This window comes from Aquimarina sp. 2-A2 (assembly GCF_045505135.1).
GTDB lineage: Bacteria > Bacteroidota > Bacteroidia > Flavobacteriales > Flavobacteriaceae > Aquimarina > Aquimarina intermedia.
Map to the genome: position 1 here is coordinate 66,913 of NZ_JBJKFI010000009.1, position 18,353 is coordinate 85,265.

General features: G+C 35.4%; 19 protein-coding genes. 9 read left to right on the forward strand and 10 right to left on the reverse strand.

Annotation, left to right across the window (positions count from 1 at the left end; genetic code table 11):
- Positions 1-68: 68 nt before the first annotated feature.
- Together ACJRPK_RS17075 and ACJRPK_RS17080 are read left to right on the forward strand one after the other, a co-directional pair.
- Entirely contained in the window at positions 69-998 is a 930-nt protein-coding gene (locus tag ACJRPK_RS17075) for a sterol desaturase family protein (protein WP_407141607.1), read from the forward strand.
- 24 nt (positions 999-1,022) lie between these two features.
- A complete protein-coding gene (locus ACJRPK_RS17080) occupies positions 1,023-2,387 on the forward strand; it encodes an aldehyde dehydrogenase (protein WP_407141608.1) in 1,365 nt (454 codons plus the stop codon).
- A 36-nt stretch (positions 2,388-2,423) separates the two neighbouring features.
- On the opposite strand, the gene ACJRPK_RS17085 is transcribed toward ACJRPK_RS17080, so the two are convergent.
- The gene (locus tag ACJRPK_RS17085; protein ID WP_407141609.1) at positions 2,424-3,782 is read right to left on the reverse strand and encodes an FAD-dependent oxidoreductase; all 1,359 of its coding nucleotides are present in this window, start codon (positions 3,780-3,782) and stop codon (positions 2,424-2,426) included.
- Between the two features lie 320 nt (positions 3,783-4,102).
- Here ACJRPK_RS17085 and ACJRPK_RS17090 point away from each other — a divergent pair, with 320 nt between their 5' ends.
- The 7 genes from ACJRPK_RS17090 (at position 4,103) to ACJRPK_RS17120 (ending at position 8,912) form a co-directional block, all read left to right on the forward strand.
- On the forward strand, positions 4,103-5,212 hold the full coding sequence (locus ACJRPK_RS17090) for an alkene reductase (protein WP_407141610.1): 1,110 nt from the start codon (positions 4,103-4,105) through the stop codon (positions 5,210-5,212).
- A 182-nt stretch (positions 5,213-5,394) separates the two neighbouring features.
- Positions 5,395-6,027: a flavin reductase family protein gene (locus ACJRPK_RS17095; RefSeq protein ID WP_407141611.1), complete on the forward strand. Its 633-nt coding sequence runs from the start codon at positions 5,395-5,397 to the stop codon at positions 6,025-6,027.
- Positions 6,028-6,137: 110 nt separating this feature from the next.
- Positions 6,138-6,293 carry a lmo0937 family membrane protein gene (locus tag ACJRPK_RS17100; RefSeq protein ID WP_148783516.1) on the forward strand — a complete coding sequence of 52 codons (156 nt, stop codon included), beginning with the start codon at positions 6,138-6,140 and terminating at the stop codon, positions 6,291-6,293.
- A 24-nt stretch (positions 6,294-6,317) separates the two neighbouring features.
- Positions 6,318-6,449, forward strand: coding sequence for a hypothetical protein (locus ACJRPK_RS17105; protein WP_407141612.1), 132 nt, complete (start codon positions 6,318-6,320; stop codon positions 6,447-6,449).
- A 272-nt stretch (positions 6,450-6,721) separates the two neighbouring features.
- Positions 6,722-7,312, forward strand: a complete 591-nt coding sequence (locus ACJRPK_RS17110; protein WP_407141613.1) for a Crp/Fnr family transcriptional regulator — start codon at positions 6,722-6,724, stop codon at positions 7,310-7,312.
- 102 nt (positions 7,313-7,414) lie between these two features.
- On the forward strand, positions 7,415-8,107 hold the full coding sequence (locus ACJRPK_RS17115) for a type 1 glutamine amidotransferase domain-containing protein (RefSeq protein WP_407141614.1): 693 nt from the start codon (positions 7,415-7,417) through the stop codon (positions 8,105-8,107).
- 94 nt (positions 8,108-8,201) lie between these two features.
- Positions 8,202-8,912: a hypothetical protein gene (locus tag ACJRPK_RS17120; RefSeq protein ID WP_407141615.1), complete on the forward strand. Its 711-nt coding sequence runs from the start codon at positions 8,202-8,204 to the stop codon at positions 8,910-8,912.
- A gap of 301 nt (positions 8,913-9,213) precedes the next feature.
- Here ACJRPK_RS17120 and ACJRPK_RS17125 read toward each other — a convergent pair whose 3' ends face one another.
- The 9 genes from ACJRPK_RS17125 to ACJRPK_RS17165 all read right to left on the reverse strand — a co-directional run bounded on the left by ACJRPK_RS17125 (position 9,214) and on the right by ACJRPK_RS17165 (position 18,233).
- On the reverse strand, positions 9,214-9,912 hold the full coding sequence (locus tag ACJRPK_RS17125; protein ID WP_407141616.1) for a DUF2490 domain-containing protein: 699 nt from the start codon (positions 9,910-9,912) through the stop codon (positions 9,214-9,216).
- 186 nt (positions 9,913-10,098) lie between these two features.
- Positions 10,099-10,956: a mechanosensitive ion channel family protein gene (locus tag ACJRPK_RS17130; protein WP_407141617.1), complete on the reverse strand. Its 858-nt coding sequence runs from the start codon at positions 10,954-10,956 to the stop codon at positions 10,099-10,101.
- A gap of 213 nt (positions 10,957-11,169) precedes the next feature.
- Positions 11,170-12,486 carry a cell envelope integrity protein CreD gene (creD, locus tag ACJRPK_RS17135; RefSeq protein ID WP_407141618.1) on the reverse strand — a complete coding sequence of 439 codons (1,317 nt, stop codon included), beginning with the start codon at positions 12,484-12,486 and terminating at the stop codon, positions 11,170-11,172.
- Positions 12,487-12,735: 249 nt separating this feature from the next.
- Positions 12,736-13,230: a DinB family protein gene (locus tag ACJRPK_RS17140; RefSeq protein WP_407141619.1), complete on the reverse strand. Its 495-nt coding sequence runs from the start codon at positions 13,228-13,230 to the stop codon at positions 12,736-12,738.
- 93 nt (positions 13,231-13,323) lie between these two features.
- Complete coding sequence (locus ACJRPK_RS17145; RefSeq protein WP_407141620.1) at positions 13,324-13,884, reverse strand: GNAT family N-acetyltransferase; 561 nt, start codon at positions 13,882-13,884, stop codon at positions 13,324-13,326.
- 127 nt (positions 13,885-14,011) lie between these two features.
- Positions 14,012-15,469 carry an amidohydrolase family protein gene (locus ACJRPK_RS17150; RefSeq protein WP_407141621.1) on the reverse strand — a complete coding sequence of 486 codons (1,458 nt, stop codon included), beginning with the start codon at positions 15,467-15,469 and terminating at the stop codon, positions 14,012-14,014.
- 44 nt (positions 15,470-15,513) lie between these two features.
- Positions 15,514-16,965: an amidohydrolase family protein gene (locus ACJRPK_RS17155; RefSeq protein WP_407141622.1), complete on the reverse strand. Its 1,452-nt coding sequence runs from the start codon at positions 16,963-16,965 to the stop codon at positions 15,514-15,516.
- Positions 16,966-17,179: 214 nt separating this feature from the next.
- Positions 17,180-17,719 (reverse strand): cupin domain-containing protein, encoded by a 540-nt coding sequence (locus ACJRPK_RS17160; RefSeq protein ID WP_407141623.1) that lies wholly within the window; start codon positions 17,717-17,719, stop codon positions 17,180-17,182.
- 100 nt (positions 17,720-17,819) lie between these two features.
- Positions 17,820-18,233, reverse strand: a complete 414-nt coding sequence (locus ACJRPK_RS17165; protein WP_407141624.1) for a GNAT family N-acetyltransferase — start codon at positions 18,231-18,233, stop codon at positions 17,820-17,822.
- Positions 18,234-18,353: the final 120 nt, after the last annotated feature.

Genomic DNA, 18,353 nt, shown 5'->3' on the forward strand with positions numbered 1-18,353 from the left:
TGCTTATAACACAGTGATACTTAAAAATTATACTTATATTCTGCCACATTTTGAAAAATACTTATTAAATGGACTTTACAAATCCCCTCGTCTACGGAGTACCTTGTTTTTTAGGTTTGATTCTTTTAGAACTAACCTACAGTAAAACGCATGATGACCATAAAAACCTTTACGACTGGAAAGATTTATCTGCCAGTCTAACAATGGGTGTAGGATCTGCGCTATTAGCGCCCCTAATAAAAACGATCTCTGCTATTGTAATTTTTAATTATGTATACGAGATTTTTAATCCAGAAATCAACGGAATCAGAACTAACATTATGGGTTGGGAGTCTTTCGGCTACGCCTGGTATGTTTGGCTAATTTGTCAGGTATTAGATGATTTTACATATTATTGGTTTCACCGACAAAACCATATGGTAAGAGCTCTATGGGCTGCTCATATCGTTCATCATTCATCTGATAATTTTAATCTGGGAACTGCCGTTCGTAATGGCTGGTTTACAATTTTGTACAAGCCTTTATTCTATATGTGGTTACCTGCACTTGGGTTCCCCCCAGCGATGGTTGTAGTTTGTCTGGGTATTGAGGCTCTTTGGCAGTTTCAACTACATTCGGTATACATTCCAAAAATGGGAATCATCGAAAAAGTGTTCAACACCCATACCATGCATCAGGTGCACCACGCAAAAAATGTAGAATACATGGATAAGAATCATGGAGGATTCTTAAATATATTTGATAAGATATTTGGCACCTGGAAAGAGTTAGATGAAAACATAAAAGTTGAATACGGTGTTACTCACGCTCCCAACTCCTATAATCCATGGGTAATACTCACGCATGAATATAAAGACATCTGGAACGATACCAAGCGATCCAAGAACTGGCACCATAAATTTATGTATATTTTTGGACCTCCGGGCTGGAGCCACGATGGAAGTACACAAACGGTTAAACAAATGCAAAAAGCTTTAAAAGAAGGAAAAACTGTGTGATATTAGTGACTAATTTTAAAACCTATGAATTATCAGGCTATAGTTGATGCACAAAATGTTTTTTTTAATTCGAATAGTACCAAAGATATTCACTTTAGAAAAACAGTTTTAAAGCGCCTAAGAACAGTACTAAAGGAAAATGAAACTTTTCTATACGAGGCTATTTTTAAAGATTTTCAAAAATCTGAATTTGAAACGTATGTCACTGAGCTTGCACTGATTTATAGTGAAATAGAACTGACACTAAAAAAGCTGAACAAGTGGTCCGCTAAGAAGTCAATATCTACTAGTCTAGCTAATTTTCCCGCTAAAAGTTATATAATGCCAGAGCCCCTCGGCGTTTCTTTGGTTATCGGAGCATGGAACTACCCATATCAGCTTTCATTAGCTCCCGTAGTACCGGCAATCGCAGCGGGATGCACGGTAATTCTGAAACCTAGCGAAATAGCCAAACATACCTCTGCGGCTATGGCGAAGCTTATTAATGAAAATTTTGATCCAAGTTTTTTTAAGGTTATTGAAGGTGGGGTCGAAGAAACTACCGAACTTCTTAAAATTAAATTTGATAAAATCTTTTTTACAGGAAGTGTTGCTGTTGGTAAGATAATTTACAAAGCTGCTGCCGAACATCTTACACCGGTTACCCTCGAACTTGGCGGAAAAAGCCCGGCAATTGTTACAGATACTATTCAAGTTAAAACAACGGCTAAACGCTTAGTGTGGGCAAAATTCTTAAACGCAGGTCAAACCTGTATTGCTCCGGACTACGTGTTGGTTAAAGATACCGTTAAAGAAGCTTTTTTGCATGCAGTAATTGAAGAGATCAAAAGCGCCGATTATGCCGTACGACATGATAACTATACTCAGATAATTAATACAAAGAACTTTACGCGACTTATCGATTTAATTGAGAAAGATAAAGTTTTTTATGGCGGTAAAATCGACGAAAACGAGCGAGTAATTTATCCTACTATATTAACAGATATTGACTTTGATCATCCGGTGATGCAGGAAGAAATTTTTGGACCAATCCTCCCCGTCATTACTTATCAAAATATAAAGGAAGCTATTAAGGCAATCAAGAATTTACCTAAACCTTTGTCTTGTTATGCTTTTACCAAGAACAAAAAAGAAAGAGAAGCTATCTTGAACGAGATCTCATTTGGTGGTGGTGCTATTAACGATGCTTTAATGCATATTACCGAACATGATTTACCATTTGGCGGAGTGGGCAACAGTGGTATTGGCAATTATCACGGTAAATCAGGGTTTGACGCGTTTTCTCATCAAAAAAGTGTTCTACAAAAACCCTTCTGGTTGGAACCTAGTCTTAAATATGCTCCGTATTCTAAGGGAAAGCTTAAAATTCTTAAATGGTTATTGGGTTAGTTTTAGTGGGTTGCGCTATGTATCCTGTAGTATAACTTACCCCTTCTCATCCTTTAACAGATCTAAAATAAAAGTTTCCGTTTCAGCAGACTGCCAGGTAGACTCGATCTCGGGCAGTTGCATCACTTTCTCCATAATTTCCGCTTGACGATTACCGATATGCAAAGCTTCTGCATAGGGTTTATTGGTAAACGTTACACGAGAATATAGTGGCAACCATTTATCCGGATATTTATCTGAAAAATGTTTCTCAATTTTTTTACGTAGTAAAAATGTAGCATCAGCTGTTTTACTACTCATCTCCATAAAATTACGATAGGAGAGTTCGGTAATGGCATCCGTATTTGGCTTACGAGATTCCTGATACCGTTCAAATATGTCTTCCCAATCTTCCTTACCTTCTTCAAATTCCTCAATGATCTCATTTAAAACAAAAATATCTTCGAAACCGGCGTTCATTCCCTGTCCATAAAATGGCACCACGGCATGTGCAGAATCTCCAACCAAGGCGACTTTATTCCAATACGTCCAAGGATAACATTTGATTGTAACTAACGCACTGGTTGGATTGTTTTCAAAATCCTCTAACAACGTTGGCATTAGTGAAAGGGTATCGGGAAAATGTATATTCCAAAAGTTGAGTATAGCCTGCTCTGTATCCAGCTGTTCAAAAGAGTTTTCACCCTCATGTGGCATAAACAACGTGCAGGTAAAACTGCCATCCAGATTAGGCAGTGCAATCAGCATAAATTTACCTCTGGGCCAGATATGCAATGAGTTTTTATCCAATTTATAAGTCCCATCCTCATTGGGCGGAATACCTAATTCTTTATATCCGGCATCCAAAAAGTCTTGAGAATAATCGAACCGACTACGTCGTTGCATTTTATGTCGTACTCTGGAGAAGGCACCATCGCATCCAAAAATCATATCATAAGAATACTCTTCCCACTCCCCTTTTTCGGTCTCCCCGGTATATATTTTGGCTGACGGAAGATCTACATCCCATACTTTTTCGTTGAATTTGAATTCCACACCCTCATTTTCTGCCAGAGTGATCATTTTACGATTCAAAACTCCGCGGGAGATGGAATAAATTGCTTCACCTGCTTTTCCATACGGCTGGTGATAGGCTTCCTCACCCGTAATATGCATGGTTCGCTTGTGCATTGGGATGGCCAGCGATCTTATTTCGTCTCCGATACCGACTTTATCCAGCGCATTCCAACCGCGAACGCTCATAGCTAAGTTTATTGATCGTCCGCTAAATTGTATTTGTCTTATATCGGGGCGGCGATCAAAAACAGTCACTTTAAAATTACGCCGACGTAAATAAATTGCTAATAATGAACCTACTAAACCGCTTCCGACGATTGCAATATTTTTTGTTTGCATAAAAACTACATTCTTAACTTTCGAAACTTTACAAGAATCCCCTACAGGCATTCGAGTTTTAATGCTTTCGAAAAAAAAATTGATAGTTCAAAAAGACAGCTATACAAACATTAAAACCTTCAGTAAAAATAACAATTTAAAGTAAAGCGCTTTGCTTTAACAGGAAAATAACGTTCGTTTTTTCTTATTTTATAAGGTTCTTAACAGAGGTTGGCTCCATGATACTCTAATTTTAAACAAAAATTAAATTGCTTTTCGGTATTTCATAAATCCAGTATGCTGCTGAATGGAAATACTATAAATCTTAGAGAAAAATTATTATGAAAACAAATCAACCGTTACTAGAATCGTATCGTATGGGAGATCTCATGCTTAAGAATAGAGTCGTCATGGCACCGATGACCCGAAATCGGGCAACAAATTCAAGCAATGTCCCGACAGAAATTCATCAGGAATATTATCAACAAAGAGCCGGAGCCGGTTTATTAATTACTGAAGGATCTCAAGTATCAGAACGGGCAGTAGGTTATATCAATACTCCCGGCATACATACCAAAGAGCAAACTGAAGGCTGGAAAAAAGTCACCAAAGCCGTTCATCAAGAAGATGGTAAAATTTTTATTCAATTATGGCACTGTGGTCGTATATCGCATCCAAAATTTCATGATGGAGCTTTACCTCTTGCACCAAGTGCGGTAAATCCGGATGCTCAGGCCTACACTGTTGATGGATTTGAGGATACCGTGACACCTAAAGAAATGACATTGGATGAGATCAAAGAGACCATTCAAGAATTTAAGAATGCTGCAATCAACGCCAAAGAAGCAGGTTTTGATGGTATTGAAATACACTCCTCAAATGGGTATTTGTTTCATCAATTTTTTAATAAAAATGCCAATACAAGAACCGATGAATACGGCGGTAGTATGGAGAACAGAGCTCGATTCCTGTTCGATGTTTTGGAAGAAGTAAAAGATGTTTTTCCTGAAAATCGTATCGGAGTCCGTTTGAATCCTTCATTACACGAATCGTTTGGCATCATTGCAACAGAAGAAACGATTCCTACTTTCGATTATATTATAGAGCGGCTAAATGACTACGATCTTGCTTATTTACATTTGTCTGAACCTTTTACTGATGTGAGTAACGTATCCTTTTTGGTTTCTAACATTGCCGAACGATATCGTCCACGTTATAAGGGAACATTAATGATCAACAATGGTTTCACTCAAGAAACAGGTAATAAAGTAATACAAGATGAGCATGCAGATCTGGTAGCTTTTGGTAAGCTATTTATATCAAACCCTGATCTACCTACACGCTTCGCATTAAATGCTCCGATGGCAGATTGGAACGAGGATTTGTTTTATGCTTCTACAAAAGAAGGCTATATAGACTATCCGGAATATAAAGAAACCATCGACAGCTAAAACGGGATTGCAAAAATGAATAAAATGAGGCTTAAAATTAGAACCTTGAAAAAGCTGAAGGATAAACAAGATACTTTGTTAGAAAAAATCAATTTTTTACTACGCAAATATCAGAATAAAGATACTTTGAAATAAGTATAGTATTTTTATCTAAGATATCTAATGTTAAGCCTCTACATCCTATGAACTATTTTTCTAAAGCTCAACTATCCGAAAACTCCTCTCGATTTAACGCGAATTTAATTAATTCCTGCACCGGATATAAATCATGCAATATCATTGCCACAAAATCGAGTAAGGGAATTACGAATGCGGCTATTTTTAATTCCGTAATGCATATTGGAAGCAATCCACCTATGCTTGGCTTTATAATGAGGCCGCTTACGGTAGCACGCCATACCTATGACAATATCAAAGAAACCGGTTTTTTTACGGTAAACCATGTAACTGAAGCATTAAGTATGGATGCGCACCAAACAGCTGCTAAGTATGGGGATAATGTGTCCGAGTTTTCTGAAACAGCCTTAGAAGAAGATTATTTACATGATTTTCATGCTCCCTTTGTAAAACATAGTCCTATTCGACTGGGATGCAATTATGTCAATGAATATGAAATAAAAGAAAATGGTACTATTTTAATGATAGGCAGTATAGAGCACCTATATCTCGAGGATGATCTGGTAGATGCCAGCGGACATATTTTGTTAGAAAAATCAAAAACTTTGACTACCCTTGGATTGGATGGATATGCCATACCTGACCTGTTATATCGTCTTAGCTATGCGCAACCTGACACCCCCTTAAAAAAGTTATAAATACTAGTATAACAATCCTTTAACTTGTTATCGTTAAATACCGTTAAATGTAAGTTTAAATAATTAGATCAAAGCTAATTTAGATGTAACTAATCAAAATAATAAACAATATGAGAGATTTAATTTGGCTAATTGTGGTAATACTAATCATCGGATGGCTAGTTGGATATTTTGCTTTCCCAAGCATAGGAAGTATCATTCACATACTATTGGTGCTGGCAGTAATTGCCATCATTTACAGATTGGCAACCGGGCGTAGATTATAAACATTAACTAGTAAATTTATTATTATGAAAAAAACATTTTTAGTATTATTCGCAATGGGAATTCTTGGTACAAGCTTTATTAGCTGTAGAGAAGATAAGTCTACAAAAGACAAACTTGAAGATGTCGCTGACGATATTGAGGATTCAGTAGATTAATTCTTAAATAATCATACAACAACTCCCTTATACATTTTTTGTTTAAGGGAGTTTTTCTTTTATTTAATTTAGTAGGTTACGTGTTTCTGAACACTGCGTTTACCTCATCAAACTGGATTCATAAAACACCTTTTTTAAATTATTAGATAACCTTAAAGGTTATCAATTTTCTTATTAGCCTGAGATGGTAAAAGAATAAGTTGAGCTCCTTCTGCACTTCATTTTTTCATTATTTTTGTCATACTTTCGATCTAAAAATAAGTGCTGCTCACATGAATTCTACTTTAAAAAAACATATTTTCTCTCATATAACCTTGACAGATGAAGAATGGTATCAGTTCTCTTCTGCTTTTGAACATATTGCATTAAGGAAGAAGGAAAAACTTATCACCGTTGGAGACACTGTAGCTCAGGAGTATTTTGTAATTAAAGGATGTCTCAAAGCTTATACTAAAGACGCACAAGAAAATCAGCATATTGTTCAATTTGCTATTGAAGATTGGTGGATTAGTGATTTTAGAGCTTTTTTTAATGAGCAACCTGCAGAATTAACGATAGAATGTGTTGAAAACACTGAAGTACTAGCGCTAAAGAAAACAGATTTAGAAGCACTGTATCATGAAATCCCGAAATTAGAACGGTTTTTCAGAATCAAATTAACCAATGCTTTTGTTTCTATGCAGCATCGTATTCTATCCAGTCTTGAGAAAAATAGCACCGAACGGTATACCGAATTTTTGAAAACATATGCTACTCTTGAGCAACGCATTCCTAATTACCTTATTGCAAACTACCTAGGCATCAAACCTGAAAGCTTGAGCAGGATACGAAAAATGCTCGTTACACCCGGTTCAAATCTTTAAAAGCTATAATCTTAACAAATATTAACAGGCTAAGATAACATAGATCAACCCTTTAGCTCTTAGTATTTTACGATCTTTGTAAAGAAACAAAACTGAAATACTATGAAAAAATTAAATGTACTTTTTATAACAACATCGCATGACACCCTAGGTTCAACAGGAGAAAAAACCGGAGTTTGGTTGGAAGAACTTGCCGGACCCTATTATACCTTCAAAGATGCAGGTGCCAACGTTACTATCGCTTCACCAAAAGGGGGCGCAGTGCCATTAGACCCAAAGAGTGAGGAAGAAGATTGGCAAACAGAGCATACGCAACGTTTTTACAAAGATGACACAGCTACTGAAGCTATAAAAGACACCCTGAATATTAGCGAAGTTAAACCGGAGGATTATGATGTGTTATTCTTTCCGGGAGGACATGGACCTATGTGGGATATGGGAGATAATGACGAAATTGCCAAGATTGTAAAAGCTTTTGATGGTAAGCAAAAACCAATCGGACTCGTTTGCCACGGTGTTGCAGCTTTAAAAGGAATCAAGAATGATGACGGAACTATGTTTGTAAAAGGGAAACAAGTCACTTCATTTACCAATTCTGAAGAGGATGCCGTTCAATTAACCGATGTAGTTCCTTTTTTATTGGAAACCGAACTAATTAATGAAGGTGGTGTGTATACCAAAGCTGAAGATTGGAATGAATATGTGGTCCTGGATGGTAATTTAGTTACCGGACAAAATCCGCAGTCTTCTGTGAAAGCAGCAGAGAAACTATTGGAAATGACTTCATTAAACTAAAATTTGAAGTAGTTATAATAATTTAAGAAAGTACTGAGTCTTTATGATCTATATCAATAAGGTTCAGTACTTTTACTTTTAAACTAACACACCTATGAAAACTTTTTTAACCATTCTAGTAATTGCATTGACAATTTCATGCAATACTACTACAAAACAAGACAACACTAGTGCAAGTGATGCTGCTCAAACAAGCAATGAGACAGTAGAAACACCTAAGGAACTTACAGAAGCTCAAAAAATCGCTAATGCCTATGGTCATGAACAATGGGATGACGTACGTGAAATTTCCTTTACCTTTAATGTAGATCGCGACGGCAATCACTTTGAACGCTCCTGGCATTGGAATCGCAAAAAAAACGAAGTTACCTCACACACGGCAACAGATACCATCACCTACAATCGAGCTAGCGTGGATAGTACAACTCAGAAAACAGATCAGGCTTTTGTAAATGACGTGTATTGGTTGCTAACCCCTTTTAATATCGCAACAGATGAAGGAACAACGGTAAACTACACTACCCAAAAAATCGCCCCGATACAGAAAGACACGCTAAATCAACTGACACTTACGTATGCCAATGAAAGCGGTGGATATACTCCAGGCGATGCATACGATTTTTTCTATACTGATGACTATAAAATTACAGAGTGGGTTTATCGAGCCAAAAATGGTAACGAGCCTTCTATGATAACTACTTGGGAAAACGAACAGGATTTTGAAGGTATTAAAATCCCAACCATGCATAAAAATGAAGCGGGTTCTTTCAAATTATATTTTACCAATATTAGTGTAAAAAAATAGACCCAATTATTCTAAAAAGAGAATGCCATAGCGTTATAGCTATGGCATTTTTTTGTTTGTATTACAGCTAGGTATAATTGTGAATTTTATTCAAAAGAAGTTCTCAAAAATGACGTTGTTATTCTCACTTGCTGTGTACTCCGTATTTCAGGTCACAAACAATCTATAAATTTTAAATCCGGTTATTTATTTTTTGTGACAACTAAATAAGAGACCCATGCTTTAATGAAAAAAAACTTTTTTTTAAAGCTTTGCTTAAAAACAGTTTGATTCAACTAAATTATATGCTTAACTGATGCTTCTAAAAGCTATGATGTAAGCTTAATTGCAATTGATTTTTATTTAAACCATCTGTAGTTTGGTTCATAACACCCAGTTGCACTTTGAGTTCTTTTTTAATAATATATCCCATAGCAGCATAAAATCTATTTCTATCAAAAATCTCAACCGATCGTCCATTACCAATATCACGTTGCCCATTTATAAATAACTCATTGTAAAATGCGAGATACAAGGTGTTTTTTTCCATCTCCGTTTTATTAAGGGCTACATTTAAAAATATATTATACCTGTATCGCGTTCTAAAGTCCTGATCTTCTACAAATCTTTGTTCGAATCTAAACCTGTGATTCGTATAAAATCTTTTTCCGAAACGAACCGGAAATAGTGCTTCCTGATAGATACGACTTTCCTGACTTGTTGCATCCTGTGATCCGTAGGTTCCTGTGGTAATATTACCATATCCAAGCGTAAATTTGATAGCAGCACTTTTTGGCGCATAAGTCAATCCTCCTCTAATCAACAATTGTTCAAGATCGCCACCCAAATCAAAGTTACGATATTGGATATCCCCCTGTACTCCCCATGCACTTTCTTTAAAAGTCGTATTAAAGAAGTACATATACCATGCCCCCAATTTATCTTCATCAATTTGAGCATTTCCTATATTTGGAAGCATACAATAGACACATACAACAGCTGCTAATAAATTTCTTTTCATAATTAATACGATACTAGAGTAATTTTTAAATTCTGATTAGTTTCTCTTATCATTCAAGGTCCCCAAAACTACATTTTTTTATGGATTTTATTTTGACAAAACTCATAAAATTCCCCTTTAAATCGAGAATTTTGTTTGAAGTTTCACGGCAATAACAGGCTTTGAAAGATAGTATATATAGCAGTATCATCTGTCCTCTTTAGCCACATCAATTGGCTTTGATTTCACATGGACGTCCATTTGCGGAAATGGAATAGCGATCTTGTTTTGAAGAAATTTTTTGTTAATAATTCTGCGGATATCGCTTTTTACCTTATTGATTCTAAAAATATTCTTACTGAAAAATAACACTTGAAAATCCAATGATGAATTTCCAAAATTCACCAACCGCGCTTCTGTTAATTCCCTGTCAGAAATGTCCGGATGCTCGAACGCACTTTCTTCTAAAATTTTAATTACTAAATCTACATCGCTCCCATAGGCAACCCCCACATCAATTCTGAATCGAGTCTTCCTTGTTTGGTGACTCCAGTTTATTACTTTATTCGTCGTAATTAATGAATTTGGAATGATGATAGAGATATCACTGGTATTCAAACCTTTGGAGGTTCGTAAACCAATACTTTGAATTTTCACAACATCTCCGTCAATTTCTAAGACATCATCTATTTTTATAGACTGTTCTGAAAGTAAGATGATTCCGGATATCACATCATTGAAAGTTTGCTGTAATCCCAATCCTATTCCCACAAGTAAAGCCGCCGAACCTGCAATTAGTACAGTTACTTTGACTCCAACGGTTTCCAAAATAAATCCGATGGCAATAATCCATAGCACATATCTTATAATTTGGAGTAACGCATACGCACTTCCTTTATTAAGCTTTTTAAATCTACGCTTTCTAAAGAGTGCCTGTTTAATTACCCATAAAATCAATTTGGTAGTTAGGTAAATTAATAAGACAATAACTATAGTATACACCCGTATTGTATACTCCCCTGCACTAATCAGCTCAAATTCTAAAAACCCTCTTAACGTATCCATGTGATCGATTTAACACTACATAACGCTCTTGCAAACAGCATGTAGCAAACAAAAGGTACTACATTTTTAGATCACTACATAGCTGAAGTTTTATATTTTCTGCTCGGCTTGATTTGTAAGAGTGCATTAAGTGATATTGCATGTTTAATCTATCAAATAATAAAAGATCAGGTCAAAAAACTGTTCGCAAGTAGTTGTTAGATTTTTGACTATTTATTTACCAAGTTTGATATTATACCAATCAATTTTACGAGCATAGAACATAATAATAGACAGTATTACAAACATGCCTAGACTACCAATTAATAATGCATAATCCTGAAGCTGAATGATTGTAAAAATAAAGGAATACATTATTAGTAAAATTCCGAATAATAAAAACCCGATCTGTTTTGATTTAAGAATTGCAATGGTATAAAGCGACACTAAAGATATGGTCAAAATGGACGCCAAAATATATGCCAGGTTGAATTTGATATGTTCACTGATGGATAGTAAGAGCGTATAAAAAACTATAATTGCTATTCCAACTAGTAAATAGTGCATTGGGTGAATAAAAACCTTTTTCATGACTTCGACAAAGAAAAAAGTAATAAAGGTTAGCACCAAAAACAGAATTGCATATCTCGCTACGCGGTAAGATTTTTTATAATTATCGACCGGTAACAGTAGATCCGTTCCAAACGAACTCGAATCAATGTTATATGTTCTTCCTATCCATTCTTGAGGGTAGTTTCTATTTAAATGCAGTATATTCCAGCTAGAGGTAAAACCCTTCTCCGAGATCTCTCGTTCATCCGGCAGGTATGTCCCTGTAAAACTTGGAGTATTCCAGTTCGAACGAATACTTACATCTGTGGTTTTGCCCACAGGGGTAAAGTAAAGATACTGACTACCTTTTAAATCAATTTCAGTTGTAAACGAGTGTGCAGATATACTGTCCGTGCTTATTGGAACAACAGCATGTATTCCGCTTAAAATAACCTCTTTTGTAGCTGTTCCCGAGTTAAATGAAATGTTCTTATTATTCCAGTTAACCGTTACTTGCTTCTCTATGCCTTTTAAATCATTTATCCCAAAATTGAGTGTTGCTTTATCAAAGTGTACATCCTTTGTTGCAATATCAAGTTTTTTAAAATCGAGATCCGAAAAATTCCCTTCAATTTTTAATTTGGAGTCATAAACTACTACCTCATAAATTCCTCGATAACGTTTCTCAGGCATTATGCGTCCGGTAATCTTTAAGGTTTCCGGTAAAAAATGAACCCATTCTTTGAGTTTGATTAGCTCCTCGATAGAATCTTTCTTATTATACTTTCTTATATATTTATCAAATGGAATCGAAAGAACAGGTCCTGAAACCGTTTGACCCTTCCCCCATTTTGCACTTACCTCCTGAATTGCTGTTAGCTGCACTCCCTCTCTTTCATGGATTAGGTTCTCAACCATAGACGTTGGGATCATCAGAATCAATATTAGGAAAATGATAATTCCTACTTTAAAATAAATGTTTGATTTCAAGTTTTTCATAATCGCGATGCTTAGTAATTGCGTCGGCACCTAAAATGTATCTCTTTTCAAACCACTCAAAAAGCACTATTTACCGAACGTTATGTTAAAACTAAACTACGAATTAAAATTGAACCTTGTCTTGACTTATATGGATTGATAGCTATTAATCATTTCCATTAATTAAATTTTAGCATGAAACAAAGGTGTTTGATATTTGTATAAAGTAATATTTAGGAAGTTTAAGTCACAATAAAAATAGTCGCAATTTTATTGAATGTATTTTTCTTTAATAATATTTATATGGTGTATTTCATGACCAATTATAGACTTTAGAAAATCTTCAAGAGTAATTTCACAGTGCCTAGCCAACCCTTTTATTTTTAATTGATTATCAGACAATGTCTCAATAAAGCTAATAGATGCCTTTCTTACATTTATAAAGTAAGCTACTAAATCTTTTAAGGTCAACTCTTCAAAACGACTATTATCTACTAAAACGTTTTGGTCATAGCCCCATAGTTCTACCAATTCTTTTCTACTCATTAAAAATGCACGAAATATCATAATTCTTTCGTGATCGGTTATATGTCCAACAATTTGTTTAATACACCATTTAGTTGGTTCGTAGCGGTAAAAAGCTTTTTTCTCGCTGATTGAACCGAGAAATACACTTGTAGATAACGAAGAAAATAGAAATTTACAATCCATCTTCTTTACAAAATCAAAATAATATAGGAAGCCATCTTCAGGTTTATATTTCATAATGATTTAATACGTATTACGACTATTTTACTATCAACATTGAGTCAACACCTAAATACTTAGTAACTATAGCAGGTGTTATGGTGATATTTTTCACCATGGCAATCCGTTTAATTCAATTTTGTCAGGATTCATTTTCTCATCCCTGGTCAAAACCATAATGTTTCCTTTCCATAATTTTTCTACGTTTGACTGTTCAAAATACACCGGACAATCTATTTGATACCAATGTAATTTTTCATAGAAAGGAATCAAATCATCAGCGCAAAGTAAGACCCCCATGTCACATTTTAAGTCCTCAAAGATTAGATTTTCCGTTTCCTTTAAAATCTTTGAAGCATAACCCATTCCACGAAATTCTTTTGGCGTGATTAGGTTGTTAATTCCACTAACTCTATAATTTTTAGTGTCGATTGTAATTTCTCTTTCAACAATATTGTAAAAAGTAACGATTTGTAAATTGTCATAATATATTATTGTCCAATTGGGAGCTGCCCATTCCGTTTCTTTCACAATAGCAATATGCCCAAATTCATCTTCTATATATGAATTCAATTGATTTTTAACCTCCTCAGATAGTTCATTATATTTCTTTATTTCAATCATTTTTTTTAAGCTACTTTCTAAGTTTCCATAACTAGTTATAAAAGACAATTTCTATATACTTTTTTGCAATGAATTATGCGTAACTATCTCTAAAGTTACACCTTTTTATTACCTTCTTACAATTTGAATTAAAGAAAATATTTTAGATAAAAGTAAATAATACATTTATTAATAATTAATATTCTCTTCGCTTCTTCCACTCATACTTCTCTTTATTCGCTTCATTTTTTTCAGCCAGATTTGAGAGCATCATGTCTATTTTTTCTTTATTGAGCCATCGACCGTTTACAAAGACCCCTGTAATTTGCCGGGTGTTCCTGATATCCTCCAACGGATTGGCATCGAGCAATATCAAATCTGCAAACTTACCTGCTTCCACGGTTCCTATTTTATCACTTATTCCAAGCCAGCTTGCCGGTAGACGTGTCGCCGCAAGCAATGCTTCTTCATTCGTTAGACTTGCATCTACTAATAACGCCAATTCATCGTGGAGTCCAAAACCGGTCACTATGCCCGATGTTCCTGCATCAGTACCCGCTACCATGGGAACGCCTTCTTTCTTAAAAGCTTTTACCAACTCTTTATGAAAAGAAATGATACTATCCAAATACGCTATAAATTCCGGACTGGCATCCTTATGATAATTATTTGAAGTCAACCATTTATCCTGTAGCAAGGGATGCACATATTTTAAGGTTTTCATTAACCGAATCGAATCAAGGGATTGCACCTGATCCCTAATCTTGACAATAGCTAATAAATTGGGAGTAACCCAGGTATTATTTTTTTTAGTCATTCTAGCAAAGACCTCAGCATCTTTCTTAGTTTTGGTTTTATTTCTTATTTGTTTAGAATATTCTTCTGCATGTGCTACTAATCCAAAATTAGGGATAAAAGCCTTTTCAGTAGCCCCCTTAAATGCATCTGGTATATGCCCAACCACTTTTAAACCTTGTTTTTGAGCTTCATCGATACTGGCGATAAACGATTCTCTGTTTAACTGAGAATATACTTTAATAAAATTATACCCTTCTGCTTTTGCACTTCGAACAGCCTGTCTCGCATCTGATTCATTTGTTACTGTTCTGCCTCCCTCATTTGGGTCACCCCCATTTATAAGTGCAGCCAATGCCATACGAGGGCCGATTACTTTTCCTTTTGCAATTTCATTTCGTTGTCCAAAATGCTCCACTCTAGCTCCAAGCTCAAAAATTGTCGTTACGCCATTTGCTACATGTGTAGTCATAACCTCTTGCGTATCCATAAAAACGGTAGCACCCTGAGTTGGTGAATTTTCTCTGAAATTTAAATCTGCATTTGTATGCACATGCATATCAATAAGCCCGGGAAGTAACCATTGGTTTGTCCCATCAATCACTTTTGCTCCTTCCGGAATAGCTGTATTGATTCCAACTATTTTGTTCTTGTCAATCACAACAGTTGCATTCTCAATTACTGTATTATCTACCGTCATCGGAATGATATTTACGTTTTTAATTACAAAAAGTGACGCTTGTTTCACTTCTGGAATCGTAATTGTGTTTTCTGAAGTTTTGGATTCACTTGTGCATCCTGTGAAGAGCAACACTGCTAAGAAAAAAAAGCCAATTTTTAAGAGTTTATAAGTATTCATGCTAAATAGTTTTGGATTCAAGAGTATATTTTTAGTCCTATTCACTAATATTCTCTTCGCTTTTCCCATTTAAAGTTTTCTTTATTTTTCTCATTGTACTGTGCTAATCCTGAAAGCATTGTATCAAGTCTCTTTTTATCAACCCAAGTACCGCTGACAAAAACCCCATTGACAGTACGCGTGTTTTTTATATCCTCAAGAGGATTTTTATCTAATAAAATAAGATCTGCATACTTTCCAACCTCTACAGTACCTGTCTCTTTATCAATACCCAACCACTCGGCGGGCAAGCGCGTAGCAGACAAAAGCACCTTCTCATTTGTCATACTAGCTTCAACCATCAGCCCTAGTTCATCGTGTAATGAAAAACCCGGTATGATTACTGGAATACCTGAATCTGTTCCTGCAACAATAGGAACTCCTGCATCGTTAAAAGCTTTAATCAATTTCTTGTGGAAATCAATATAAGCATCAATTGTTGCTATAAATTCAGGACTTGTTCTTTTGTAATAATGATTTGTGCTTGGATTCAACCATCTGTCTTGTAATATAGGATGCAAATATTTGATATATTCAGAATTTTGGACTTCATCCAGCGACTTCAATTGACTTCTTATCCAAATCATTGTTGTTAATGACGAAATAAGCCACGTATTGTTTTCTTTCGCTAGCTTTGCAAAATATTGGGCATCTTCAACAGTTTTGTTTTTTGAATGTTTTGAATATTCCTCAGCGTGTGCAACCAAATCAAAATGTGGAACAAAAACTTCTTCCAGATTCCCTCTAAATACATCTGGGATGTGACCCACAACTTTTAGTCCTTGCTTATTTGCCTCATCAACAATTGCCTTAAAAGTATCAGCGTTAAGAAAAGAGTATACTTTAATAAAATTGTAGCCTTCTGCTTTTGCACTTCTAACAGCTTGACGACCGTCACTAGCTGTATTAGCTTTTCTTCCCCAACCTTCGCCACCATCAATTAAAGCGGCCAATGCCATTCTCGGACCCATAACTTTTCCGCTAGCAATTTCATTTCTTTGAGCAAAGTGCTCTACTCTTGCATCAAGGTTGAATGTTGTGGTAATACCGTTCGCAACATATAATCCCATTACATCTTGTGTATTGAAAAAAACTGTAGCACCTTGAGTTGGTTTATTTTCTTTGAAATTGATATCAGCATGCGTATGCACATGCATATCAACAAGCCCCGGAATTAACCATTTTTCTTTGCCATCAATTATTGTTGCTCCATCTGGAATGGTTGTATTAATTCCTACAATTTTCTTATCATCAATGATAACAGTTGCATTCTCAATAACTGTATTATCTACCGTCATCGGAATGATGTTCACGTTTTTAATCACAAAGAGTGTATCTGGTTTCACTTCTGAGTTCGAAGTATTGCGCGCCGAAGTTTTGGTTTCATTATCACATCCTGTGAACAGTAGAGAGACAAAGAAAAGTATGCTTATGGCTGTGGTTTTAATAGTAATCATATGGAATAGGTTTAGTAATTAGATGTATTTCTATGTGAATTGTTACAGTTTCAATTAGCATTCTAAACTTCACATGATACATTTATGATGGTTTTCAAAGCATTGGGAAAGCGCAAAGTAGCAATGCGTAGCATTTTATTGTAGTCTCTTGGTTGGCTCTTAAATATATTTAGCACCGCTGTAGTGACACGCTACTTTTTATCTGGATACCAAGTTAAGAACAGTATCGCTGGATCAGCTTCTTTTTCAGTCCAAAAGCTTTGCCCATTACCGCAAGCGTTGTAATACCTAAACGTTGCATACTTCTTGAAACATTCGGAATGTAAGCGTCCATCATATGTAATCCGATGGCCATATACAAGATATTTCTCGGCAAACCGTTGCTGTAGACCTTACCATCTTTAGCTAAGCCATAAAATATTTGTAACGCTTTTTTTATTTCCAGCGGCGGAGTAATGGTTACTTCAAAAACTACCGCTGTGTTTGATGTATTTTCAAATCGATGCACATCAAAGGGATGAATGGTTGCCTCATCGTTTGATTTTATTATACTTTTAGTTTTGTTTACGGTAATAGTTAATTCGCCATCGATTATTTTAAATCTTTCGTTTATCTTGGTGTGGTAATGCAGTCCCGACTGACCTCCATCGGCTTGCAGACAGGTTCTAAATACCAATTTTTCATCAGATTCATAGAGAATCTCTATTTCATCTTTTATAATAGGGTTCGAAAATCTCTTGTTAATACTTGACATTAAAAATTAGGTATTCCTATCGTTACTAATTAATACTTCTAAAAATCGTTCCTTGTGCTAAGTACAGTTTGCAGTAGTTAAAGAGGCACATCAAACTGTTTTACGCAACTATTTTTTCCATAATCACAAATTGAATTCCGCCTTTTTCATAACGCTTATCTGTCTCCTTTAGGCCGAACTTACGATAATACCCGGCTTTATCCACGCGCGCATTACACCATATTTTTTGTACTCCCCCTTGTGCTGTCAACTCTATAATAAACTTTAATAATTGAGATCCATATCCATTACCTTGATAGGCATGTAAGGTAGCAAACTTTCTAAATTGAATCTCCTTTTTTTCTTCGAACAGAGAGATGATAGAAATCAACTTTTCGTCAATAAACAAACCGAAATGTCTTCCTTCGTTGTCATTGGGTACTTTTACATACTCCAAAGGCTTATCTGGCCACATCACCTTATGACGAATCGGTAAAGTCTCGTGTGGTGCAATGTCTTTGATGGTGTGATTCATAATGTTTAATGAGGATTATTTATTGTTGGTAGAGGTTTCATGCTGCATGTCGTTACATCATAAAATCAGGGTAACGTTTAACATAGTAAGATTGACATCTACATAAAGTATTTGAGTCAA